The 22,518-nt window shown below is 42.5% G+C and carries 22 protein-coding genes and 1 pseudogene; 1 reads left to right on the top strand and 22 read right to left on the bottom strand.

Features of this window, described 5'->3' with window-relative positions; genetic code table 11:
* The 21 genes and pseudogenes from AB5Y61_RS10055 to AB5Y61_RS09955 form a co-directional block, all read right to left on the bottom strand.
* On the bottom strand, positions 1-514 hold a 514-nt coding region (locus AB5Y61_RS10055; RefSeq protein ID WP_368404048.1), incomplete at its 3' end, for an ADP-ribosylglycohydrolase family protein.
* A gap of 11 nt (positions 515-525) precedes the next feature.
* Positions 526-1,332, bottom strand: a complete 807-nt coding sequence (locus AB5Y61_RS10050) for an alpha/beta fold hydrolase (RefSeq protein ID WP_368404047.1) — start codon at positions 1,330-1,332, stop codon at positions 526-528.
* 129 nt (positions 1,333-1,461) lie between these two features.
* Positions 1,462-2,340, bottom strand: coding sequence for an aminoglycoside phosphotransferase family protein (locus tag AB5Y61_RS10045; RefSeq protein WP_368404046.1), 879 nt, complete (start codon positions 2,338-2,340; stop codon positions 1,462-1,464).
* 106 nt (positions 2,341-2,446) lie between these two features.
* Positions 2,447-3,055: a Type 1 glutamine amidotransferase-like domain-containing protein gene (locus AB5Y61_RS10040; protein WP_368404045.1), complete on the bottom strand. Its 609-nt coding sequence runs from the start codon at positions 3,053-3,055 to the stop codon at positions 2,447-2,449.
* Between the two features lie 176 nt (positions 3,056-3,231).
* Positions 3,232-4,275 carry a DMT family transporter gene (locus AB5Y61_RS10035; RefSeq protein ID WP_070673941.1) on the bottom strand — a complete coding sequence of 348 codons (1,044 nt, stop codon included), beginning with the start codon at positions 4,273-4,275 and terminating at the stop codon, positions 3,232-3,234.
* A 305-nt stretch (positions 4,276-4,580) separates the two neighbouring features.
* A complete protein-coding gene (locus tag AB5Y61_RS10030; RefSeq protein ID WP_070673940.1) occupies positions 4,581-4,901 on the bottom strand; it encodes a TfoX/Sxy family protein in 321 nt (106 codons plus the stop codon).
* 21 nt (positions 4,902-4,922) lie between these two features.
* A pseudogene (locus AB5Y61_RS10025) lies at positions 4,923-5,072 on the bottom strand (VOC family protein); the annotation flags it as partial.
* 98 nt (positions 5,073-5,170) lie between these two features.
* On the bottom strand, positions 5,171-5,662 hold the full coding sequence (locus tag AB5Y61_RS10020) for a nucleotidyltransferase (RefSeq protein WP_080611455.1): 492 nt from the start codon (positions 5,660-5,662) through the stop codon (positions 5,171-5,173).
* Between the two features lie 20 nt (positions 5,663-5,682).
* Positions 5,683-5,838 (bottom strand): hypothetical protein, encoded by a 156-nt coding sequence (locus tag AB5Y61_RS10015; RefSeq protein WP_368404044.1) that lies wholly within the window; start codon positions 5,836-5,838, stop codon positions 5,683-5,685.
* 238 nt (positions 5,839-6,076) lie between these two features.
* On the bottom strand, positions 6,077-7,435 hold the full coding sequence (gene rlmD, locus AB5Y61_RS10010) for a 23S rRNA (uracil(1939)-C(5))-methyltransferase RlmD (RefSeq protein WP_368404043.1): 1,359 nt from the start codon (positions 7,433-7,435) through the stop codon (positions 6,077-6,079).
* Between the two features lie 62 nt (positions 7,436-7,497).
* The gene (locus tag AB5Y61_RS10005; RefSeq protein ID WP_368404042.1) at positions 7,498-8,814 is read right to left on the bottom strand and encodes an LCP family protein; all 1,317 of its coding nucleotides are present in this window, start codon (positions 8,812-8,814) and stop codon (positions 7,498-7,500) included.
* A complete protein-coding gene (gene pheA, locus AB5Y61_RS10000) occupies positions 8,811-9,665 on the bottom strand; it encodes a prephenate dehydratase (RefSeq protein WP_368404041.1) in 855 nt (284 codons plus the stop codon). Before pheA ends, AB5Y61_RS10005 begins: the two co-directional genes overlap by 4 nt.
* On the bottom strand, positions 9,656-10,141 hold the full coding sequence (locus tag AB5Y61_RS09995) for a shikimate kinase (protein WP_368404040.1): 486 nt from the start codon (positions 10,139-10,141) through the stop codon (positions 9,656-9,658). Before AB5Y61_RS09995 ends, pheA begins: the two co-directional genes overlap by 10 nt.
* Complete coding sequence (gene aroA / locus AB5Y61_RS09990) at positions 10,134-11,417, bottom strand: 3-phosphoshikimate 1-carboxyvinyltransferase (RefSeq protein ID WP_368404039.1); 1,284 nt, start codon at positions 11,415-11,417, stop codon at positions 10,134-10,136. The genes AB5Y61_RS09995 and aroA overlap by 8 nt, the downstream gene beginning before the upstream one ends.
* A 170-nt stretch (positions 11,418-11,587) precedes the next feature.
* Positions 11,588-11,926 (bottom strand): YlbF/YmcA family competence regulator, encoded by a 339-nt coding sequence (locus tag AB5Y61_RS09985; protein ID WP_003014453.1) that lies wholly within the window; start codon positions 11,924-11,926, stop codon positions 11,588-11,590.
* 100 nt (positions 11,927-12,026) lie between these two features.
* The gene (locus AB5Y61_RS09980; protein WP_368404038.1) at positions 12,027-13,133 is read right to left on the bottom strand and encodes a prephenate dehydrogenase; all 1,107 of its coding nucleotides are present in this window, start codon (positions 13,131-13,133) and stop codon (positions 12,027-12,029) included.
* Between the two features lie 16 nt (positions 13,134-13,149).
* Entirely contained in the window at positions 13,150-14,316 is a 1,167-nt protein-coding gene (aroC, locus tag AB5Y61_RS09975) for a chorismate synthase (RefSeq protein WP_368404037.1), read from the bottom strand.
* A 6-nt stretch (positions 14,317-14,322) separates the two neighbouring features.
* Positions 14,323-15,396 (bottom strand): 3-dehydroquinate synthase, encoded by a 1,074-nt coding sequence (aroB, locus tag AB5Y61_RS09970; protein ID WP_368404036.1) that lies wholly within the window; start codon positions 15,394-15,396, stop codon positions 14,323-14,325.
* A 161-nt stretch (positions 15,397-15,557) separates the two neighbouring features.
* Positions 15,558-16,430 (bottom strand): shikimate dehydrogenase, encoded by an 873-nt coding sequence (gene aroE / locus AB5Y61_RS09965; protein ID WP_368404035.1) that lies wholly within the window; start codon positions 16,428-16,430, stop codon positions 15,558-15,560.
* A complete protein-coding gene (aroD, locus tag AB5Y61_RS09960; RefSeq protein ID WP_368404034.1) occupies positions 16,420-17,097 on the bottom strand; it encodes a type I 3-dehydroquinate dehydratase in 678 nt (225 codons plus the stop codon). The genes aroE and aroD overlap by 11 nt, the downstream gene beginning before the upstream one ends.
* Complete coding sequence (locus AB5Y61_RS09955; protein WP_368404033.1) at positions 17,094-18,257, bottom strand: class I SAM-dependent rRNA methyltransferase; 1,164 nt, start codon at positions 18,255-18,257, stop codon at positions 17,094-17,096. The genes aroD and AB5Y61_RS09955 overlap by 4 nt, the downstream gene beginning before the upstream one ends.
* 230 nt (positions 18,258-18,487) lie before the next feature.
* Between AB5Y61_RS09955 and AB5Y61_RS09950 the strand changes: the two genes are divergently transcribed.
* The gene (locus AB5Y61_RS09950; protein ID WP_368404032.1) at positions 18,488-20,647 is read left to right on the top strand and encodes an LTA synthase family protein; all 2,160 of its coding nucleotides are present in this window, start codon (positions 18,488-18,490) and stop codon (positions 20,645-20,647) included.
* Between the two features lie 51 nt (positions 20,648-20,698).
* On the opposite strand, the gene pulA is transcribed toward AB5Y61_RS09950, so the two are convergent.
* Positions 20,699-22,518, bottom strand: a 1,820-nt coding sequence (gene pulA, locus AB5Y61_RS09945; protein WP_368404031.1) for a type I pullulanase, incomplete at its 5' end; no start/stop codon positions are given.

The raw sequence follows: 22,518 nt of genomic DNA, 5'->3' as shown, positions 1-22,518 counted from the left end.
CTGTAAGATTATCGTTGGTCGGTTTTCCATAGTCGCCACTGTAACCTCCAAAGTAATAACGACACATAAAGATAGCATCAGACGTCGCCATAGCTCCTTTGACCCCCTCTGGATGATTATGAGTCACCTCTGCAGAAAGTCGTGCAACTGCTCTTCTGGACGGCCAGGCTCCCGTTCGTGCACAGAAACTACAATCCATGGTCCAGGCACATGGAGAAACACGCATTGCTGAGCCATTTCCAAAGCTATTATAAGGTTCTCGATCATCGCCATCAACCCAATTCCCAAATCTTGCACCGTAACCTGCATCGGGATACATCCTACCATATTTTTTCATGGCATCAATAAAGTCATCCTTCTGACCACCGTTCATGATGGCTTCAGCAACAGCACAGGTCATAACCGTATCATCAGTGAAAAAACAATCCTCACGAAATAATAGAAAGTCTTTCGTTTTAATGTTGTCCCATTCATAAACAGAACCAACAATATCTCCAACTATTGCTCCTAGCATCAGATTCCTCCTTATGATATATCAGATTCATTACACATTTCCAATGAATCACTCTTTAAAAAAGGCTCAATCAAATCAATCCACTCTTGAGGCAGATAAGCTGATAAATAGCCGTGGTTATAGCCCTTAGCTTCATACAAGATCGTATTGGGATGGAGCTGCTGAAATAATTTCGCCGATGCTTTCACACAGTTTAATTCTTTTTCACCGTAGATATACAGAACCTGCGCCTTGCTTGCAGAAATCGTGTCATTCAGCTTGTAACGCCCCATATAGGTTTTGTAAATAGTCACTAATGTTTTGATAGGTGTCTTTGGCAGATCCTCCAAATAATAAGCTTTTATTTCCTCTGGATAAGCCAGTTTAGGATAGAGTTTGTTCATCATGCTTAACTGGAGTTTGCAAGAGAATTTACTGAACATCAGTTTACCAAATAGTGATACTAGAAAGATGCTGAGTTTAGCTAATCTTGGTTGAGGAATACAGAGGCTTCCGTCTATGATAGCTTTCTCAGCAATTTCGCTGTCTAAGGACAAAAGCTCCATAGCAATTTGACCACCAAGTGAAACGCCACCGATCGCAAACACCTTTCCACCACAGTTTGCTTTGATATAGTCTAGGATCTCCAAAGCGGAATCTTCCGTAGAAACATAATCGAGTGGATATTCTTCGCCGTGCCCATTCAAGGTGGGTAGAATGACACGGTATTCTTCTGACAAGATCCGTGCTTGGCGAAGATAATTCCACCAAGAACTGCCACCGCCATGTATGAGCAAGATAGGAGGCAAATTCTTATCCCCAAATTCATGGAATTTCATGTTTAAACTCCTTACTGTAGGACTTTAACTCGTAGTGATAAAAATCATCTGTTTTAAAGATAGTTAGACATATTTGAAATTGAGCAAATAATCCCGACATTTCTTCAAATTGATATTCCAACGTTTACATTATTCAGTCTTCTTCTTGTTCGAATACCAACTAGGAATGATTTGCTTCATATCATCATACCATTCTAAAATCTCCTTAGCTTGATGTTGCATTACTGCTATTTCTTCAACTCCGTATGGTACAGACCATGACAGAGCACCAACTATGTTATTTAGAATATAGATAGCGAGAAGCTTCCAAAATAAATCCGGAACCTTATGATCAAAATATCCATCTATCATACCAGACGCAAAAAAGGGAGAGACTTGAGCAGACCATACAATACGATTGAATTCCTCCCAAGGATCTCCAAGATCAAATCGATCAAAGTCAATGACATAAATTTTACGATCTACACCAATCATGAAATTTCCTATATGATAATCTCCATGTTGGAAAACCTGAGGTCTATCTTTTAACAATTCTCGATTTGCATTTAAAAAATCAATAAAGATCTGACCATTTTCATATTGAACGGGACATTCTTTGTATTTGGAGATTTTGTCATCAATTTTTCGATTATAAAAGACCTCCCAATCTTCACGAACTTCTGTAACAGGAAGTGAATGAATTTTTCGAAGTATACTTCCTGCTTCTACTCCATAAGTATATTGTTGTTCTTTCGAAACAGTTAAAATGGTTTCTCGAGCATCTTTCCCGTCTATCCATTCGTGTAAAGAATGTACTTCGTCATCGCAGAGTTCTATGCTAATTGGCTTACACATCGGAATTCCAAGAGAAGCCACTTTCTCCATCATATCAAATTCAAATTTTTTAGAATCTAACTTCTCCTTATCAGAAACACGCAAGAAATATTTTTGCTGATTTTGATCTGTCACACAATATTTTTTATCATCTGACCAGCCTTTATTTATGGTTATCTTACTACTAAAATTCATCACGCACTCTCCGATTCACTTTCCAACACTTCTTGCAGTTTTCACTAGTAACCCATCCAGTTTGTCTACACTTTAGTTACCTAGATCAAGATTTAGATAATGAAAACTAGTCAATTTTCTCTATGATATTTCCAAGTTTATCTAATACAAGACAGGAATGATCATTTAGTGGAATTATGGGAACATTAACGAGTTCTTCAGCTCTATCCTTATTAGTATTATCATTCCATGAATCATAATGGACACTAATTAAAAACTGACCAAAGAGTCCTAATCCATTTTTTATCTTTATCTGATGATCTAAATTATCATTAGGTGAGACATAGACTTTTTCTCCTAATAAAAGGGCTCCTGCTGAAAATCCTATAACTTTCGCCCCTTTATTCAGCATACGATCGATATAATTTTTGAACTGCTGATTGACGTAAGTAGCTAAATACTTTTCCGTATTTCCACCACCGATGATGATGACATCAGCATCTAGATAGCTACCAAAATTAATCTGCTCAATGTCCAAGAGTAAGTAATCAGTGTTTAGGTTAGAAAAAAGGCTTTGGAAAACTTCCGTGTACTTTTTCATATACGGTTGCCAATTTTCTCGATAAACTGTAAAAATGACAATTCTTTCGATCTTCCTTGATGACACAATTTTATTAACAATCGTATGGTTCTTTATCGGCGGATTTCCACCCATCAAAAAAATTTGTGCTTCCATTTTTTCTTTGTCCTTTCTCAAAAACGAGGCAAAGATGGTACTCCAACTTTTAATCTGTCCATACAAGTTTTACCGATAGCTCTCAGAAACTCTTCGCATCTACCGAATTTCAGAACAAAGGCAGCTCATTCTGATTTCATATCAGCCTCTCGTAATAGCCTATCTTCTATTTGCTTTTACCTATCTTTTTCCTCTGCTAGACACTCTAGCTCCTCGATAGAATGACGATGTCTGTGCTTCTCTTCTGTTAGATAATGCTTGTGGACATGCGAATGCCTTACCGTATGCGTGTGGGTACTTCCGCCATGGCTATGCGTGAATGTATGCTGGTGTTCATGGTCATGTTGGCGAATAAACGTATCGACTACCACTAAAGCAGAACCAATGACCATCACGATCAAGGCGATCACATACATCCAGGATAAGGATTCACTTAAAAATACAAAAGCAAGGAGAGCCCCGATCAAGGGATTGACAGCATAATAGGCACTAGTTTTAGCTGCTCCGAGAACATTCTGGGCTCTCACATACATGAAAATGCTGAGTCCGTAGGCTACAAAACCTAAAGCCAAGGCAATGGCGATAAAGCCAAATCCTGGAAAGGACTCTTTTTTTACAAGGGCAATGACCAGGGCTCCAAGACCAGAGCATAGGCCTTTTAGCATCACAATTTGATAAGTGCTCTTTGATGATAGTTCTCTAGTGCAGTTATTTTCAAGTCCCCAGCAAACGGTAGCCATGATCACCAGCAAAGAACCATAAGAGAAATGAAAGCTGTCTGTTCCTTCAAACGACAGCAAGATGCTTGACAGGGTGATTAGCCCAATGGCTAGCCATAATCTTTTGGTTACAGCTTCTTTAAAGAGAATCAGTGCAATGACCGTCGTCGCCACAATTTCAAAATTCCCGAGAAGCGAGGCATTAGCTGAGGAACCATAGCTGATTCCAAGCATCAGAAAAATCGGTGCAGCAATATCGAGAACAATCATTCCGACAATATAGGGAAGATCTGCTTTTGTCAGGCTCTCAGCTTTCTCTCTATCCTTCTTATTAAAAAGTGACATCATCCCAATACCAATCCCGGCACCGAGATACAGCAATGCTGCCATTGTAGTCGGGCCCACATGCTGCAAAAGAACCTTTGATATCGGTACATTTATGGCATAAAAAACAGCTGCCAGAAAGGCAAACATAATTGCTTTGAGCTTATTTTGCTCCATCAATTTTACTCCTCTATTTCATTATTTCTGGTCATGACATCTATATCACAGCCCAGATCCAAACCAAAGTATCACTCCATCCAAACAGGTATTTCTCTTAGAACTCAAAAGGTTTGGGGAGTTCAAAGCTCCAGTGGAGCTTTGAAGCCTCTCAGCTTGAAATGTCAAAGCGAGATGTTTAACTGCGTTTTATTAACAAACTTATACACTCGACATGCGCAGTCATCGAGAACATATTCACATACTTTTTAACGATCGCATAAGGTTATCGTTAAATGGTATTACCTAGATAAACTGAGATTTTATTATTCCTTTTTCTTTGATTTGGGTGCAGGTAATTCATCATACATTGAATTGAATAAGCCAGTTAAAAAATCTTTGTTGTCAACATCATCTACCAACAGCATTTCCTTTGCTCCATCATATGGTAACTCGTACTTTGCATTTGGCATATATGCTATTGCAGAGTTAACAGGCTTCACTAAAAATCTATCATCATAAATTCCACCCACAATTTTTCCGCGATAATAAACAATATATTCACCCATCATTGATCCATATGTTATTTCTTCCAAATCGGACAATTGTTCTAAAATGAAATTTAAATATTCTTTACTTGAAGCCATTTTTGCTATCTCCCTTAATTACTAAAATTTCAATAGTCCATTTTCATCAAATTGGAAATTGGGGCCCCAAGAAACTCCCCAATAATATCCATCTAAATCCGAAAAATATGCGTGATATCCACCCCAGAAAAGTTCCTGTGGCTCTTTTACAATTTTTCCACCTGCTTTTCTTTACTAATTCTATTACTAGCCAATATAGTACAAATTAAATAACCAATAAAAATAACATAGCAGCCAGTCTTACAACTTACTACTTTTCATATGATAATTTACAAATGTTTTTCCAGCCACTCGATCTTTTTAAAATCCTTATTGTTATTTTGTTCATTTCGATAGGAGTCTTGAGAAGAGGCTTTGTAAATACTTAGATACTGCTCCAGACTTGGAAGACGAAAAGTGATGCCTTCAATGTGAATAAGCTCTATATCCGATTCCGAAACTCCTGCAAAATCAAGTAAGGAATCGATACTTCCAAATTCAACAGTCACTCGATCCTTTTGGAATTCATGCTCATGAATATCTATTAAGACGTAGCCTAAGTCTTTCATCACTTTCATTATCTTGTCCCAGTCATAAATTCTGATATGATCAGGCGCTTCCCAACCTCTAGGGTCACCAGGCACATGAATGTCAATGTCAGACGGCACCCAATTTTCTTTCGTTCTAAACTCCAATCCCAAAGAACCCATCAGTGTCGGTGTAATTCCGACTCGATTTAAATGGAAACAAATGGTTTTAAATTCTTCAAATAAGAGACTCATGTTTACTCTAAACCTTTCATCTAAATGTTCGTTATTTCTACTTTATTACCTTGAACAAAATCATCTTCATTTTCTAGAGTATATCCAGTTATTTTGGATACATATTCTTTTCCTTCTTTTAAGGACCCAAATGCGACTAGATTTTTATAGGAAGGATTTTGATATAATTCCAACATATACATATCTACTCCTTCTGATTTTTGAACGATTATCCACATTTCACTAACAAACTTACAAACTCGGCGGTTCGCTGTTGCCGTATCGTTTCGTCGTAAACTCCTTACTCTTCGACAGCTATCCCATGGGCAGAACATCTGCTTCTACTTCGCTGATGCCTCAGCTCGTACAAGCAGTGATACGTCCTCAACATGATGCGTTTGTGGACTCAAAAGGTTTGGGTGAACCTTTTGAGGATTAACTGCGTTTCACTAACAAGCTTACACACTCGACGTGATGCGTCTGAGGAAAAAGATCCACCGGCTGGACTTTCTTCAACTCATAGCCCAACTCTTGATAAAGTTTAATATCACGCGCCATGGTTGCGACATTGCAGGAGATATAGGCGATGCGGTCAGCTCCTGTTTGGGCGCTTGCTTTGATAAAGCTTTCGGTCAAGCCCTTGCGTGGTGGGTCAACTAGGATGGCGGTTGGTTGGATGCCTTCCTTGAGCCAATTCTTCATGGCACTTTCAGCTGTATCACAGACATAGTGGGCATTGGTGATGCCATTTATACTAGCATTCTTCTTGCTATTTTCTACTGCTTCGGGGATGACTTCAACACCATAAACTTCCTTGACATGCTTGGCAACTGACAAGCCAATGGTCCCGATTCCGGAGTAGGCATCAATGACCACATCATCTTTACTTAACTCTGCAAAGTCAATGGCTGTCTGATAGAGCTTCTCTGCCATTTCGGTATTGACCTGATAAAAGGCTGGTCCAGAGATTTGGAAATCATTTCCCAACATTTGATCCGTAATATAGTCTTGACCATAGAGAACCCGCCATTCTTTTCCAAAAATGGCATTGGTATTCTGGTCATTAATATTTTGCATAACAGATTTGATAGCTGGGAATTGCTTGATCAGCTGCTCGATCAACTGGTCCACACGGAAAATCTTGAGACGAGTGGTGACCAAAATGACCATAATTTCTCCAGAATGATGGCCACGGCGGACGACAAGGTTCCGAATCAAGCCAGACTGTTCCTTCTCATCATAAGGCTTGAGGTCAAACCGACGAATCAAATCTCGAAGAGCCAAGACCACTTGGTCAATGACTGGATCTTGGATATAAAAGTCTTCAATCGGCATCAAATCATGAGAGTTCTTCCGAAAGAAGCCTGTTTCGACCTGACCATTGACACGACGAACAGGGACTTGGGCCTTGTTGCGATACTGGACAGGATGGTCCATCCCCAAGGTCAGAGGCACTTCCATATCAGTGATTCCCGCTATCTTGTAGAGGCTATCCTTGACCTGCTTGGCCTTGAATTTCAGTTGCTCCGGATAAGCTAGGTGCCCCAAGTCGGCGATTCCGCTTCGTAAATAGGCAAGATCAAGCTCTTCATTACGATGAGGGGATTTTTCTAAGTACTCCTCTACTTTTCCGTAGCCGATCTTTTTGTTGACTTTAAGCGCGCGCATGCGGATGATTTCTCCTGGCAGGGCATTCTCCACAAAAAAGACCAGGCCATCAACCTTAGCCACTCCTGCTCCTTCGTGGGTCAAATCAACAATCTCAACGGTTACAATTTCATTTTTCTTTAACATGGTGTTCTATCTTTCTACAAATTAAAAGGGGTGGAGTCCAAAACTCCTATCCCCTTATTATATCATCTCAGTCCCATTTGGTACAATTTCTTTTTATAAGCATCGAAATCGACGAGCAAGCCTTGGCCACCGTACATATCGTAGGCATCGACCCAATCCCCATTTTCTGGGATGGTCACTCGTTCAATTCCTTTTCCAGCACTTCCAACCAGGCCAAGTCCATTGGTCAATAGGAAGGAGAAAGGTACATTGGTAGACGTCATAGCAAAGACTTTCCCAAGGGCTTCTGATCCCGTAAAGAGTTTGGTTGGATCCTTGATCTGATGCATGATAGCAGACATGACTTCTTGCTGGCGACGGGTCCGGCCAAAGTCCCCTTCATCATCCTTACGGAAACGCGAGTAATTGAGAAGGGTCCGGCCATCCATCCGTTGCTTTCCAACCTTGATGGTTTGCTGCGGAACGACACCGTCTTTCATGTTCAAATCATCTGGCACTTCAACTTCACTGACCTTTTCGCCATCAACCGTTGAAAACTGCGCATTCATCTCGACCCCATTTGGGAAGAGGGTATCGATCGCTGTCGCAAAGGTCTTGAAATCGACCATGGCGTAATATTGGATGTCAATGTCAAAGTTATCTTTGAGCATCTGACGCACCAATTCAGCCCCTTGGTTGTTATTTTGCTCCCCGATGGTGAAGGCAGTATTGAGCTTCTGGTCATAGTAGCCATCGTATTCAGGAATATTTTGCTGGCTCACTCCATCAATATGGACCAGTGTATCCCGCATGAAGCTGACCATCTTGATCTTGCCTTCTTTGTTATTGACGTTGACCACCATGATGGAGTCTGTCCGGGTTTCATCTGACTTCTCACCGATCCGACCATCTGTCCCCAAGATCAGGATATTGACCCCATCTCGCGACTTCTTGCCGTTAAATTTCTCGACGACAGCAGGCTTGGCATCTTTACCAGCTGGTTTACTGTTGAGGCCTTTCACAAACATAAAGACCATGCCACCGATAATGAGCAAGAAAAAGAGAGCTATCCACTTGAGGATCCGCTTGACGCGGATCTTTTTCCGTGGTTTCTTAGGTAGATCGCTCGTCGCAGCGACTGCTTTTTTCTTTGTTTTTCTGCTACGTGATTGGTAAACAGGAAGGTCACTAATCGGTTCAGCAATCTCCCCTTGCACTTCTTCAGTAGCAGCTACTTCAGGCTGTTGAAGGGATTCTGTTTCCTCATAAACTCCTTGGCTTTTTTTGAGTAAATAATTGTATTCTAGTTGTTCTCGTTCATTCAAATAATGAAAATTTGAGTATAAGTACTCTAATCGCTTTCGCTCATGGTGAGATAGAAAGTTGGATTCGTTACTCATTTTTTCTCCATTCCGTTATCTTTTATGGTATAGACCTGATACTGACCCAAGACTTTTGTCTGAATGCCCAGACTGTCTAATTCTTGATAGGCAAAGTGCACTAGATCAGGCGCTTCATTTAGGAGGTCAATAATGAAAAAGTATTCTCCTAAAGCTGTTTTAAGGGGGCGACTTTCAATCTTGGTTAAATTGATTCCCCGCCAAGCAAAGGTGGACAAACCCTTATAGAGGGCTCCTGCCAAGTTACTTGGCAAGGTTAAAGCCAAGCTAATCTTTTGACTCGAAAGATTCAAAGTTTCTGAAAACAAGGGCTCTTTTGCCCCTAAAATCCAAAAACGCGTGTAGTTGTCCTCGATTTCTTGGATGTCTTTGGCCTGGACTTCCAAACCGTACTCACTTGCTGCTGCCAGAGGGGCAATCGCTGCAATCTCCAATTCTGGATGTTCTGCCACATAGCGGGCTGCATAGGCTGTTGAAGCCGTCATTTCCATGGCCACATCTGGATAATGGGCCCTTAGAAAAGCCTTCCCTTGGGCCAAGGCCTGTGGATGCGAATAGACCATTCGAATAGGCCGATCTTTTCTAGCCACCAAAAGCTGTTGCTTGATGGGATAGACCACTTCTGCAACGGCCTGGATGGTCCCTTGGTGAAAGAGGTAATCGATGGTCTCGTGGACACTGCCTTCGATAGAGTTTTCAACTGGGACGACTGCAAAATCAATTTCTTGATTTTCATAGGCCTTAATAACATCTGTGATCGTTCGATAAGCGATGCGTTCAGAAGTTGGAAAACTATGAGTCACCACATCGTGGGTAAAAGATCCCTTGGGACCTAGATAGCCTACAAGCATCGAATAATCTCCGCAATTTCGTCAGGTGTTTTGTCCTCAACATCCACAATATGGGTAGCAATATCCTCGTACAAAGGCAAACGGCCATCAAAAATCTTCTTGAATTCTTCTTTTGTATTGTTTAAAAAGAGGGGACGTTGCATAGCTTTGTCATATTGAATGCGGCTATACAAAGTTTCAAAATCCACGCGCAAATATATGTTGTATGGATTATTTTCCAAGAGGGCACGGTTATGAGGATTGACGACAATCCCGCCACCAGGGGAAATAATGGCCGCTTCATTTTCCAATAAACGCTCCAACATTTCAGCCTCGCGACGACGAAAGGCAGCTTCTCCTTCCACTGCGAAATAGTCATTGATCGACATACCGATCTCTTCAACAATTAATTCATCCATATCATGGAATTTTGGATCAAGAATGCGACCAACAGTCGTTTTACCTGTTCCCATAAAACCAAGTAAAATTTTAGCCATGCAGTAAGGTCTCCAAATCTTCAAAAAAACTAGGGTAACTGGTGTTGATGGCCTCTGCTCGATCCAGCACCACATTTCCTTCACTCACTAATAAGGCAGCAATGGCAGCCATCATCCCAATCCGGTGATCTCCAAAAGTCTCTAAGTCAGCTCCATGTAAGGGAGTCGGACCAGTGATGATCATACCGTCTTCCGTTGGCACGACAGTGGCTCCCATGGCATTGAGGCTATCTGCTACGACCTGGATACGGTCCGTTTCTTTCACACGAAGTTCTTCAGCATCCGCAATCACAGTTTGACCATTGGCTTGCGTCGCTAGTAAAGCAATAATCGGCAATTCATCAATTAAGCGTGGAATCAACTCCCCATCAATCCGAATCCCTTTTAAGGACGAAGTCTTGACAGTGAGACTTGCCGAGACAGCTTTTTCATCACGATCCTCAACAGTGAGATCTCCCCCCATTTCCTGGATGACATCGAGAATCCCTGTCCGCGTTTGGTTGACGCCAACATGTTCAATCTTGATCACACTATCTGGAAGGATGAGTCCAGCCACTAACCAAAAGGCCGCACTGGAAATATCTCCAGGAACAATGACTGTTTGACCTTTGAACTCTTGTCCACCCTGGATGTGGATAGTTTTTCCGTCGACCTGGATCTCCCCACCAAATTGGCGAATCATATCCTCTGTATGGTCACGTGTCTTTTCCTTCTCGATAATCGTCGATTTACCCTCAGCCTGTAGAGCAGCAAAGATAAGAGCCGACTTGACTTGAGCCGATGCGACTGGCAAACGGTAATGAATCGGTTGTAGCTGATGGGTCCCTTTTTCATGCAAAGGCGGGCAATCGCGCTCTCCCTGGCCAGCAATTTCTACTCCCATTTGACGCAGTGGAATCGCTACACGATCCATAGGCCGTTTGGAAAGGCTATCGTCTCCGACCATGGTCACTGAAAAATCCTGGCCCGCTAGGACACCTGATATCAAACGAATAGAAGTCCCTGAATTACCCATATCAAGGGGATCGGTCGGAGCTTGAAGGCCCTGAAAGCCTACCCCTTGAATCTGAATCACATCCCCGTCATCCTGGATGGAGACTCCTAAATCTCGAAACACCTGGATTGTAGAGAGCACATCTTCGCCTCGCAAGATATCATAGACCTTGGTTTCACCTGTTGCGAGACTTCCAAAAATAATGGATCGGTGACTGATGGATTTATCACCAGGCACACGAATGATGCCCTTTAGACCCTTGCTATTGGTTCTTAATTTCATTGCCTTCTCCAGATGCTTTTCCTCATATTCTATCATAATTAAGGCATGAATTCAATTTTTGATCAAAAATTTGGAACAAATAACGAATGTTTCCTAGCTTTTTTTGAGCTTCTTTTCTTCTACTGGCGAACGAAAATACCAGAGTCGAAATTACAACTCTGGTAGCATTCTTATTTATATAAATCTTGAATCGGCTCAAAGATGATCTTTTCCAGATCTGCAAGATAAATAGACAATTGTTGTTGTTTGGTGAAAAATTCATTCACAATCGGACTTGCTTGGATTTTTTCCATATAGTCCTTCATTTCTTGTTGCACAGCTTCTGTTGGAAGTTGACCGGATTGCATCAAGCCTTGCAGTTGATTTTGAAAAGCAACGTATTCGTCAAACAAGGTTTTCGCTTCTGGATTTGCCTCGATCGCTTGCTTGCTTTCTACAACAGCCTTGTATTCAGGAAGGTCTCGAAGGGTCCGAGAAAGTTCATTTGCTACATCATAAATATTTGCCATTTTATGGGCTCCTTTACTGATATGATACTTCTATTATACTGCTTTTCCCTCAATATTCCTAAAATGAAGCAGGCCTTTTGATGCAAATCCTTCTGTAGACCTAGCGAGCAAGGACGGTATAAGATGTCGCCCGGCTGATCAAGGTTTGAGCCCGCTCTTGATCCTCTGCATTTTTAAAGGTCAGCTGCAAAATCCCGTGGATATCTTCACGATTCTCTTCATTGATGTGAATATTAACCAAGGAAATCCCTTGTAGAATTTTCAGGATCTCAAGAATGACGCCTTCCTGATCGGGAACATCAATAAAGAGATCATAGGCACTATCGCGCCCAGGACGCTGATGGATCTGCATTTCTTTTCGGTGCTTGCGTCCCTCATGGAAAAATGACCAAATGGCCTCTTCGTTATCTGCTTGAATGGTTTTAGCCACTTGGTCCAAGCGCTCTTTAAAATCTGCAATCCGCTCTAATATAGCTTGAGGATTGGACAAGAGAATAGAGGTCCACATACCTGGCTCACTTTCTGCAATCCGTGTCATATCCCGAAAGCCACCAGCCGCAAAACGTCGGGTCATTTCATGCTCTTCTCCATAAGCTGCGGCCTGCTCGACCAAGGTCGATGCTAAAATATGAGGAAAATGACTGATCTGGGAGGTTACCCGATCGTGTTCCTCGGCATCGATTTCAATGAAGCGGGATCCCAATCCACTCAAAAGCTCTTTTAACTCTTCCATGGCACTTCCTGTGGTCAAGCTGGAAGGGGTAAAAATATAATAAGCGTTCTCAAATAAGGTGGCATCCGCTGCTGCTGCACCTGTCTTATGACTACCAGCCATGGGATGCCCTCCCACAAAACGCACAGCCTTATCTTTAAACACCTTTTCAGCTTGTGCGACAATTTCTGCCTTGGTAGAGCCTGCATCTGTCACTAGTACCTGGTCCTTCAAATTCAGGCCGGCTAAGGTTTCTAAGTAAGCCTTGGTTTGCTTAATCGGAGGCGCCAAAATAATGATATCTGCTAAAGGGGCAAAGGCTGCGAAATCATCCGTCACCTGATCCACCATTCCTCTTTCAAGGGCGATGGTTCGAGAGGCCTCACTACGATTGTAACCAAGAATGGTCACGTTTGGGTGAGCTCTCTTAATCCCTAGCGCGAGGGAAGCACCAATCAAGCCCAGCCCTGCAATATAGACAACTTTCTTCTCCAAAGGAAAACTCTTTCTCTTAAAAATTCTTAGTAAAGTCCCGGTGCTTAGCAACAGCCTCTTTCAATTCTCCCAAGTTATCGGATGAGAATTTTTCAATCACTTCTGTAGCAAGGACAGTTGCGACCACTGCTTCCATCACCACACCTGCAGCCGGAAGAGCCGTCGGATCGCTACGCTCAACTGTTGCCTTATAAGGCTCATGGGTCTCAATATCCACACTCATCAAGGGTTTGTAAAGCGTTGGAATAGGCTTCATAACACCTCGAACTAGAATGGGCTCACCATTGGTCATGCCCCCTTCAAAACCACCAAGATTGTTGGTGCGACGGGTATAGCCAGCTTCTTCAGACCAGACGATTTCATCCATGACTTGACTACCTTTTAGGCGGCCTGCTTCAAAACCAAGACCGAACTCAACTCCCTTAAAGGCATTGATAGAGACCACTCCTTGAGCGATTTTGGCATCCAATTTATTGTCCCATTGCACATAGGATCCTAGTCCAACAGGCACACCGCCAACCAAGGTTTCTACAATTCCCCCGATGGTATCGCCGTCTTTTTTCACTTGGTCTATGTAGGCCTTAACGGCTTCTTCTTGTTCTGGCACAACAATCGAAACTTCCGACTTAGATGCCTTTTCCTTGATTTCTGAAAGGGTTAGATTCTCGGGAATTGCAATCTCGATTCCCCCAAAATTGACAATGTGGCTGGCCACTTCCACGTCAATCTCTTCTAAAATCCGTTTAGCAACTGCACCAACGGCTACGCGCATGGTCGTCTCACGGGCAGAAGAACGTTCGAGCGAATTACGGAGATCGTCAAAACGGTATTTGATTCCTCCAACTAGGTCAGCATGGCCAGGACGTGGCTTGGTGATCTTGCGCAGATCTTTCTTTTTCTCTTCGACCGGTGCTACATTCATGATTTCCAGCCATTTTTGGTGATCTAGATTAGTCACGTTCAGAGTAATCGGACCTCCCATGGTCAAGCCATGACGGACCCCTGATGTGATCTCAACACGGTCACTCTCGATTTTCATCCGTGCCCCACGACCATATCCACCTTGTCGACGTTTGAGCTCTTTATTAATATCCTCTTCAGATAAAGGAAGGCCTGCCGGGACCCCCTCGATGATGGCTGTTAATCGAGGACCATGGGACTCTCCTGCTGTTAAATATCTCATACGACCTTATTCCTTTCTTTCTAAAAAGTCCTTCATTTCTTGAAGAGGGATTTGATGAATCGCAGCTTGCCCCAACTCTGGAACAATCACTAATTTCAAGCTAGTCCCACGCGCTTTTTTGTCATGGGTCAAGGCTTGATAAAGGGCTTCTTTATCCCAGTTCTCATAGGCCACCGGAAGTCCAAATTTCCGACACATTTCTTCGATTTGTTGGCTGATTCCCTTTGGCATCAAGCCCTTTTCTTCTGCAACTCGGGACAGCTGCACCATGCCCATACTAACGGCTTCCCCATGCATGACCTGTCCATAACCCGCTGTCGCTTCAATGGCATGACCAATGGTATGCCCAAAATTGAGATACAGTCGAATACCATTGTCCAGCTCATCTGCCGCCACATGGTCACGCTTCACCAGACAAGAATGAGAAATAATGCTCTCTGCATGCTCTAAAATACTTTCGACAGAGCCATCCATAGCTTCCAATTCTTGCCAAAGTTCCGTATCTTGGATGAGACCGTACTTGATGACCTCCCCCATTCCTTCGATTAATTCACGGTGTCCCAAAGTGCTCAACACTTCAGGATCAATGAACACACCGTCCGGTTGGGCAAAGGTGCCCACCATGTTTTTGGCAAATGTTGTGTTGACTCCAGTCTTTCCACCGATAGAAGAGTCCACCTGGGCGGTTAAGCTAGTCGGAATCTGAACAAAGGAAATTCCCCGCATATAGGTAGAGGCCGCAAAACCAGCCAAATCACCAACTACGCCACCTCCAAGAGCAACGATCCCATCACTGCGCGTCATGCCCTGGGTAGCTAAAAAGTCATAAACTTTTGAAACAGTGGTCAAATTCTTACTGGCTTCGCCTTCAAGAAACTCAAAGCGTACCACTTGAAAACCAGCTTTCTTAAGGCTATTCTCTACAATAGCTGCATATAGCTTAGCCACGCGGTTATCGGAAATGATAGCGACTTTTTTATCGCCCCAAAGAGTGCGCAACCAGTCTCCAACCTGGTTGAGACCACCTCTTTCAATCACAATCTCATAGGAATGTCCTGGAATAGGTACCGATACGTTCATAGGAATCTCCTTCGTGTTATTCTTTCATTCTATCTTATCATGAAATAAGGCACATGTCTCAAACAAAATGAAAAAGAGACTAGAGCAAGACTGTTTTTTAAAAATCAGTTCTTGTTCTAATCTCATAAAGCTTTTTCAATAGGAAAAGGTAAAACTCTATCTTAGTCACATACAAATTGGTGATATTCTGTTGTCAATGCTTCCCATACAGACTCTGTAGGAAATACTTTCCCAGTCATCAATTCAAAGGCTGCTTCAGCTTGATAAAAGAGCATTCCCAGCCCATTTACCCTCTGGTTTCCTTGATGGACTGCTAATTGCAAAAAGGGGGTCACTGCCGGATAGTAGGCCATCTCTACGATTAAGGCATGTGGGGGAAAGGTCAAGTGACTCGCTATCGGAAGAGACTTACTATCCATGCCTACACCAGTCGCATTTAAAATGAGATCGGCTTGATGAAAGGAGCTTTGAACATCCTCATTTTTCTCAATCGCATACAATTCTATCAAGAAATCAAATCCATCTTCAATCAACTGAACGATTGAACGATAATGAACCAACCTCTCCTCTCTCACAAAGACGATGATTCGTTTTACACCTAGATGAATCGCCTGTGCAATAATTGCTAAAGCTGCACCACCTGCACCTAAGAGAACCATTGTTTTTCCCTTAATAGAGAAAGCAGGAGGTAAACTACGAAAAAAACCAATTCCATCCGTATTATAGCCTTTAAGCTTGCCATCACGGTGAACGATGGTATTGACTGAGCCGATCTTTAGAGCCATCTCATCCACTTCATCTAAGTAAGGAAAGACCTTTTGCTTAAAAGGCATGGAAATATTGGCCCCAATCATATCTAACTTACGAATTTGGCTGACAGTGCTTTCTAAATCTTCTTCAGCAATATCCCAAGCCAGGTAAGCAGCATTGGTCGCTGTTAATTCATAGGCTAGATTATGGATGAAAGGAGAGATACTATGACGAATCGGATGGGCAATAACCGCTGCCATCCGAGTATATCCGTCAATCTTCATTTAATAACTCCCGGATTCTTCTCATTTTTTCAAGAGGAATTTGACCTGGGGCGCTTTCATCTCCGACTCTAGCATAAGACCAGGAAGAGCCTGTCAAATCAGCTGTCAAGCGCGAAATCTTCCCGACCTTGCCCATGGAAATCGTTACATATTCTTGCTCAGGGTTCAGTGTCTTGAAACCACGCGTATAATTCATCAAGTCAAGAACATCTTGCTCATTGTGGGCCATGACAGATACTTTGACTAATTTTGGAGAAAAGCTGGTCAATTCCGATAAGATCTCCATCATATTTTCCGGAGTCTCTTGGAAATTATGGTAGCTGAGTACGAGATTTGAAAACTCCAACATTTCTTCAAAGACGTCACGATGGCTATAAAATTCAAAATCGATGTAATCCGGATGATAGATGGATTGAATATCTTTTAGGATCCCAACATATTCCTCATCTGTTAGTTCCATCTGCCCACCTTCTACCTTAGTTCGTAAGGTAAATAATAACTCGCGACCTGCAAATTTTTCAAACACTGCCGGAGCAACGGTTAAGATCTCGCTTTTTTCTAAAAAGTCTGCACGCCACTCAATGATATCCGCGTCATCGTAGCGCGAACCATCTAGTTGTTGTGCTTCTTCCAATGTGCGAGGCATAATCGAAACAACTAACTTCATACATCCACCCTAATCGTAAATACTTTTAAGTAATTACTACTTTCTTCTTTCTTGTTCCATCGAAAATCTCCCGGAAGGCCGTATTCCACTATATAGCGATGCTTACGCCCTTGAAGCCCCTTTTCGATTTGTTTTTTAAATTTTTCTTTGTTAACATTAGCCGCATTGGTACTGAGAATCAAGGTCCCACCTGGATTTAAAATCTCGAGGGCCTCGCTCACCAACCGATGGTAATCTTTAGCGACTGAAAAGGTCCGTTTTTTATTCCGCGCAAAGCTAGGCGGATCGAGCACGATCACATCATAGCTTAGCTCATGGCGTTTGGCATATTTGTAATAATCAAAGACATCCATCACGACAAAACGATGAGCATCCAGCGCCAAGCCATTTGCCACAAAATGCGCTTCTGATAATTCTCTACTTCTCTTAGCCAGATCGACCGATGTTGTCTCAACTGCTCCACCCATTGCCGCAGCAACAGAGAAGGCCGCCGTATAGGAGAACATATTGAGCAAGGACTGTCCAGCAGCTAAGCCATCGACCAAACTTCCTCTAACTTCATGCTGATCCAAAAAGATCCCCGTCATCAAGCCATCATTGAGAAAGACTTGGTAAGAGACACCATTTTCCAGAATCAAAAATTCTTGCGGTGCTTCTTCACCATAGACATGGGCCGATTCATAGTCCAAGCCTTTAAAGCGAATCTTTTCATAGCCGCCTCGGACTTCAGGAAAAGCCTCTTGAAAGGCCGCTAGAATGGTTTCCTTGATCTGAAATACGAAGGGATTGTACCAAGAAAAGACAACAAACTCACCATACAAGTCAACCGTGAAACCAGCAAAACCATCTCCCTCTTGGTTAAAAAGACGAAAGGCTGTCGTCGTTTCATCTGCATAATAAGAACGACGGTATTGCTTAGCTTTGATGAAAAGCTTGTTAAAAAAGTCTTGATCAAAAGCGACCAACTCTTGCGAAACAAACCATCCAATCCCTTTATTTTGTTCAGATAAGTATCCGACACCGAGGGATTGTCCATCTCCTGAAAGCAATTGAACCGCTTGATCCAAAGCAGGAAGTGAGTCAAAATCTTGCTTTTCAAGAAGTGATTGTCCTTCTTTGATTTTTGTTGCGACTTGGCGACTGACTGTGAGTTTTTTCATACCCCCTATTATAGCAAAAGTCTGAGGTTTTCACAAAGGGAGGATTTATTTACTAGAACTTTTTTTACCATTATATCCTAGCTCTCATCATTTAGCTTTAAACGATATAAAATACCGGATCTTTCCTATTTCTTTCCTCTCCTTTACAGTCATTTTTTTCTTTCTCCATAAAATTGTGGTATACTTGTATATGAAAATTTTTAGGAAATAAGACAAGGAAGTAACATTTTGTGAAAAAAATTACGAATTCGATACTCAATTTCATGAGTACCAGACTAGGATTTGTCTTGACCCTTCTGTTGCTCTACTGGTTCAAAACCATGTGGGCCTATTCAGTTGATTTTAATTTAGACATTCAGGGACCGTATCAGATTTTTCTAGCAGTCATCAACCCATTACCGATTAGTCTGCTCTTCATTGGTCTTGCACTTTATATCAAACGAACCAAGCTCTTTTACAGTTTGGCCTTTGGGATCTACCTTCTCTTATTTATTTGGTTGATTTCCAACTCCATCTATTATCGAGAATTTACAGACTTCGTAACGGTCAATACCATGTTGGCTTCGAGCAAAGTGTCTGCCGGTCTCGGAGCTGCTGCTTTAGAATTATTCCGCCCTTGGGATGTGATCTACATTCTGGATTTCCCAATTCTCGCTTTCTTCTTCTTTAAGAAATGGATTCGAATGGACAATCGTCCCTTCAATAAACGAGCTAGTTTTGCGGTTACATCCTTATCAGCTATGCTCTTTTCAGCCAACCTTTTTCTTGCAGAAATTGACCGACCTGAGCTCTTGACTCGTGGTTTCTCAAACTACTATGTCGTTCGTGCCCTAGGCTTACCAGCCTTTCTGGGTTACAGTGCTAATCAGACCTATGCTGCCAACAAAGAACGTTCCAAAGCCTCTGAGGCAGATCTAAAACCGGTTGAAGAATATATCCAACAGCATTATGCCAAAGCTAATCCTGAGTACTTCGGAATGGCCAAAGGCCGTAATGTCATCTACATTCACTTGGAAAGTTTCCAACAATTCTTGATCGATTACAAGTTGAAAGTAGACGATAAAGAATATGAAGTGACGCCTTTCTTAAACTCACTTTACCACTCGAAGGAAACCTTTGCCTTTTCAAACGTCTTTAACCAAGTCAAGGCAGGGAAAACGTCTGATGCAGAGACCATGATTGAAACTGGGCTCTTTGGACTCAACCAAGGTTCCTTTATGGTGAACTATGGTGGAACCAATACCCAACAGGCTGCACCATTTATTCTTTCAAAAAATGGGTACAATTCTAGCGCTGTTTTCCACGGGAATGCTGGAAGTTTCTGGAATCGAAATACAGCCTATAAACAATGGGGCTACAATTACTTCTTTGATGCCAGCTACTTCACCAAACAAAACAGCAGCAACTCCTTCCAGTATGGTCTTAATGACAAATACATGCTCAAGGATTCCATCAAATACCTAGAAAGATTGCAACAGCCTTTCTATACGAAGTTCATTACGGTTTCCAACCACTACCCTTATACGACTAGCTTGTCAGGAGATGATCTTGGATTCCCTCTTGCTAAGACACAAGACGAAACCATCAATGGCTATTTTGCGACCGCTAACTATCTGGATTCTTCGATCAAAGCCTTCTTTGATTACCTGAAAGAATCTGGTCTTTACAAAAATTCCATCATCGTTCTCTATGGGGACCACTACGGAATTTCAAACTCTCGTAACCCAGCTCTTGCCCCTCTACTTGGTAAGAACTCTGAAACGTGGTCAAGCTATGACAATGCCATGTTGCAACGCGTACCTTATATGGTAGTCGTTCCAGGTATGGATAAGGGTAGCATCATTGATACCTATGGTGGCGAAATTGATATGCTCCCAACCTTGGAACATTTGCTAGGTATTGAATCCAACAAATTCCTCCAAGTTGGTCAAGATATGCTCTCACCAGATCATGATCAAATCGTCGCCTTCCGCTCCGCTAACTACTTTGTAACTCCTGAGTATACAAGCTATAGTGGCCGGACCTATTACACTAAAACAGGTGAAGAAATCACGAACCCAGACGAAAAAACCAAGGAAGAACTGGACAAGATTAGGGAAGCTGCTAACCTTCAATTGAAGATTAGCGATAGCATCCAGACCGGTGACCTCCTCCGCTTCTTCAAGGGCAATGATCTTGGAAAAGTCAATCCAGATGATTATTCCTATACCAATTCCTTCAAGGCATTGAAGAAGATTGAAAAGGAAAAAGGTGACAAATCAACCAGCCTTTATAACCAACGTGGCAACCAGTCCACTGTCGATCTCTTCAAGGCACCAACTTATAAAGAATTGCACCCAGAAGATGATAGTTCTTCCTCAACTGAGACGAGTAGCAGTTCCTCAAAATAAAAGCAACCCCTGAGTAAAAACTCAGGGGTTTTGCGATTTCTTAAAGAAGTATCATACCTTACTTTTATCTAAGACTTCAAAAATAGAAGCTGTTAAATTCTCCACATAGAAGGGACGTTTATGGCGACTATTCCCAACCATTAATTTCAATTTATCTGAATTTTGGAGGTAATATGGAAGCCCACTGGCATTAAATATCACCAAGTACTTCTTGTCTCCTGTTAGTTCATAGATGACAAGACCACTGGTATCTGTCGCAGATTGGATAAAGACTTGTTGGTATATGTTATCATAGCTTTCAAGCCCTAAGACAGGAAGACTGGTCTTCAAGGCAATCAAGCTTCGGATGTAAGCAATCGATTCCTTGTTCTGACTGACCAAATCCCAATTGACCTGATTCACAAAATCTGGAGCATTGTAAGAATTCATGGCCCGCTCACGATCCAAAGGTGTGATCTCTCCATCAGGACCTGTCGCTACCAATTTGGTCCGCATGAACTCTTGACCCAATTGCATAAAGGTCATACCCTGGAAGAGAAGATTCATGGCCGTAGCCAACTCTGAGCACTTGACCAAGCCTGCTACTTCTTCATTTGGATGGAGGGTCTGAAGCAAGTCAAAGAGATTATAGTTGTCATGAGCTTCCACATAATTCAAGACCTGATTGGGACTTAAATAATGACCCAGCTCTGCACTACCTAAAGCAGCACGCGCAACGATATTCTCTGTTGATTTTCGGCTGACAAAGCCACGTTTGATGGAACCATAAACCTCAGCTCCTTTAATAGCATCGCGTTCCGTGTCATTAAAAAATCCAATACGTGGCAATTGCGCCGCATTGTCTTTCTTAGCCTTATCCTCTGGTGCGAGACCGGTTCCCATGTCCCAACCTTCTCCATAAAGGAGAATGCGAGGATCCAGAGCATCCATCGCCTCCCGAATAGCATTCATTGTCGTCACATCGTGAATGCCCATCAAATCAAAGCGGAAACCATCGATCTGGTACTCTTTGACCCAGTGCGTAAGGGAATCAATCATGTACTTGCGGTACATTTCATGCTCACTCGCCGTCTCATTACCGACACCTGTCCCATTTTGGAAGCGCCCATCTGGCTCCATCCGGTAATAATAATCCGGAACTGTATTTTGGAAAGGTCCACGCTCAGTTGAGTAGGTATGATTGTAGACCACATCTATGACTACAGAAATCCCAGCTTCATGATAAGCCCGGATCATCGTTTTAAGCTCTTGCATGGTTTGTTTGGGATTGGATGGATCTGTTGAAAAACTGGTTTCTGGTGCAGAATGATTCTGAACGTCGTAACCCCAATTGTAGGTCACACGACCTTCTTCATCGTACTGTTTATAGCGATCAGATATCGGCTGCAATTGCACGACATTGACCCCTAACTGACGGATATAATCAAAGGCAGTCGCATCTCCATGACTATTGACAGTTCCTTCTTGGCAAGCCCCTAGATAGGTCCCACGCAAAGACTCGTCCACACCTGATGTCGGTGACTTGGTCAAATCCCGAAGGTGCATCTCATAGATCACTGCTTGACAAGGATTGTCCAGGCGCCAGGGAGTCGCATCGGCGCCTTTTTTAGTGCCCCAATCAAACTGACGATCTGCTCTTGAGAGAATGGCTGAGCGCATTCCATCGGCTGTCGTGGCAATGCTATAAGGATCGCGCGTCACTTGAGTCTGGTGTTCAAAATGCACACGATAGTGATAAGCCATGCCACTTAAATTTCCTAGAAAATCTAGAATCCAAACACCTTGGGTGTTTTCTGGATGGTAGCTAGACTCTTGTTTGCCTCGCATCATCGGAATAGTCTTCCAAATAGGCGCATCCAACTCTGTTGATT

Origin of the sequence: Streptococcus parasanguinis (assembly GCF_040908565.1) — a bacterium.
Lineage (GTDB): Bacteria > Bacillota > Bacilli > Lactobacillales > Streptococcaceae > Streptococcus > Streptococcus parasanguinis_AC.
Note: the sequence above shows the minus strand (reverse complement) of the source record. Positions and strands in the feature narration are given on the sequence as shown.

Excerpts from the sequence above, each read along its gene's own strand:
- AB5Y61_RS10050 (WP_368404047.1), bottom strand. The coding sequence starts at position 1,332 with ATGAAATTCCATGAATTTGGGGATAAGAATTTGCCTCCTATCTTGCTC.
- AB5Y61_RS10045 (WP_368404046.1), bottom strand. The coding sequence starts at position 2,340 with ATGAATTTTAGTAGTAAGATAACCATAAATAAAGGCTGGTCAGATGAT.
- AB5Y61_RS10040 (WP_368404045.1), bottom strand. The coding sequence starts at position 3,055 with ATGGAAGCACAAATTTTTTTGATGGGTGGAAATCCGCCGATAAAGAAC.
- AB5Y61_RS10035 (WP_070673941.1), bottom strand. The coding sequence starts at position 4,275 with ATGGAGCAAAATAAGCTCAAAGCAATTATGTTTGCCTTTCTGGCAGCT.
- AB5Y61_RS10030 (WP_070673940.1), bottom strand. The coding sequence starts at position 4,901 with ATGGCTTCAAGTAAAGAATATTTAAATTTCATTTTAGAACAATTGTCC.
- AB5Y61_RS10020 (WP_080611455.1), bottom strand. The coding sequence starts at position 5,662 with ATGAGTCTCTTATTTGAAGAATTTAAAACCATTTGTTTCCATTTAAAT.
- AB5Y61_RS10015 (WP_368404044.1), bottom strand. The coding sequence starts at position 5,838 with ATGTTGGAATTATATCAAAATCCTTCCTATAAAAATCTAGTCGCATTT.
- rlmD (WP_368404043.1), bottom strand. The coding sequence starts at position 7,435 with ATGTTAAAGAAAAATGAAATTGTAACCGTTGAGATTGTTGATTTGACC.
- AB5Y61_RS10005 (WP_368404042.1), bottom strand. The coding sequence starts at position 8,814 with ATGAGTAACGAATCCAACTTTCTATCTCACCATGAGCGAAAGCGATTA.
- pheA (WP_368404041.1), bottom strand. The coding sequence starts at position 9,665 with ATGCTTGTAGGCTATCTAGGTCCCAAGGGATCTTTTACCCACGATGTG.
- AB5Y61_RS09995 (WP_368404040.1), bottom strand. The coding sequence starts at position 10,141 with ATGGCTAAAATTTTACTTGGTTTTATGGGAACAGGTAAAACGACTGTT.
- aroA (WP_368404039.1), bottom strand. The coding sequence starts at position 11,417 with ATGAAATTAAGAACCAATAGCAAGGGTCTAAAGGGCATCATTCGTGTG.
- AB5Y61_RS09985 (WP_003014453.1), bottom strand. The coding sequence starts at position 11,926 with ATGGCAAATATTTATGATGTAGCAAATGAACTTTCTCGGACCCTTCGA.
- aroC (WP_368404037.1), bottom strand. The coding sequence starts at position 14,316 with ATGAGATATTTAACAGCAGGAGAGTCCCATGGTCCTCGATTAACAGCC.
- aroB (WP_368404036.1), bottom strand. The coding sequence starts at position 15,396 with ATGAACGTATCGGTACCTATTCCAGGACATTCCTATGAGATTGTGATT.
- aroE (WP_368404035.1), bottom strand. The coding sequence starts at position 16,430 with ATGAAGATTGACGGATATACTCGGATGGCAGCGGTTATTGCCCATCCG.
- aroD (WP_368404034.1), bottom strand. The coding sequence starts at position 17,097 with ATGAAGTTAGTTGTTTCGATTATGCCTCGCACATTGGAAGAAGCACAA.
- AB5Y61_RS09955 (WP_368404033.1), bottom strand. The coding sequence starts at position 18,257 with ATGAAAAAACTCACAGTCAGTCGCCAAGTCGCAACAAAAATCAAAGAA.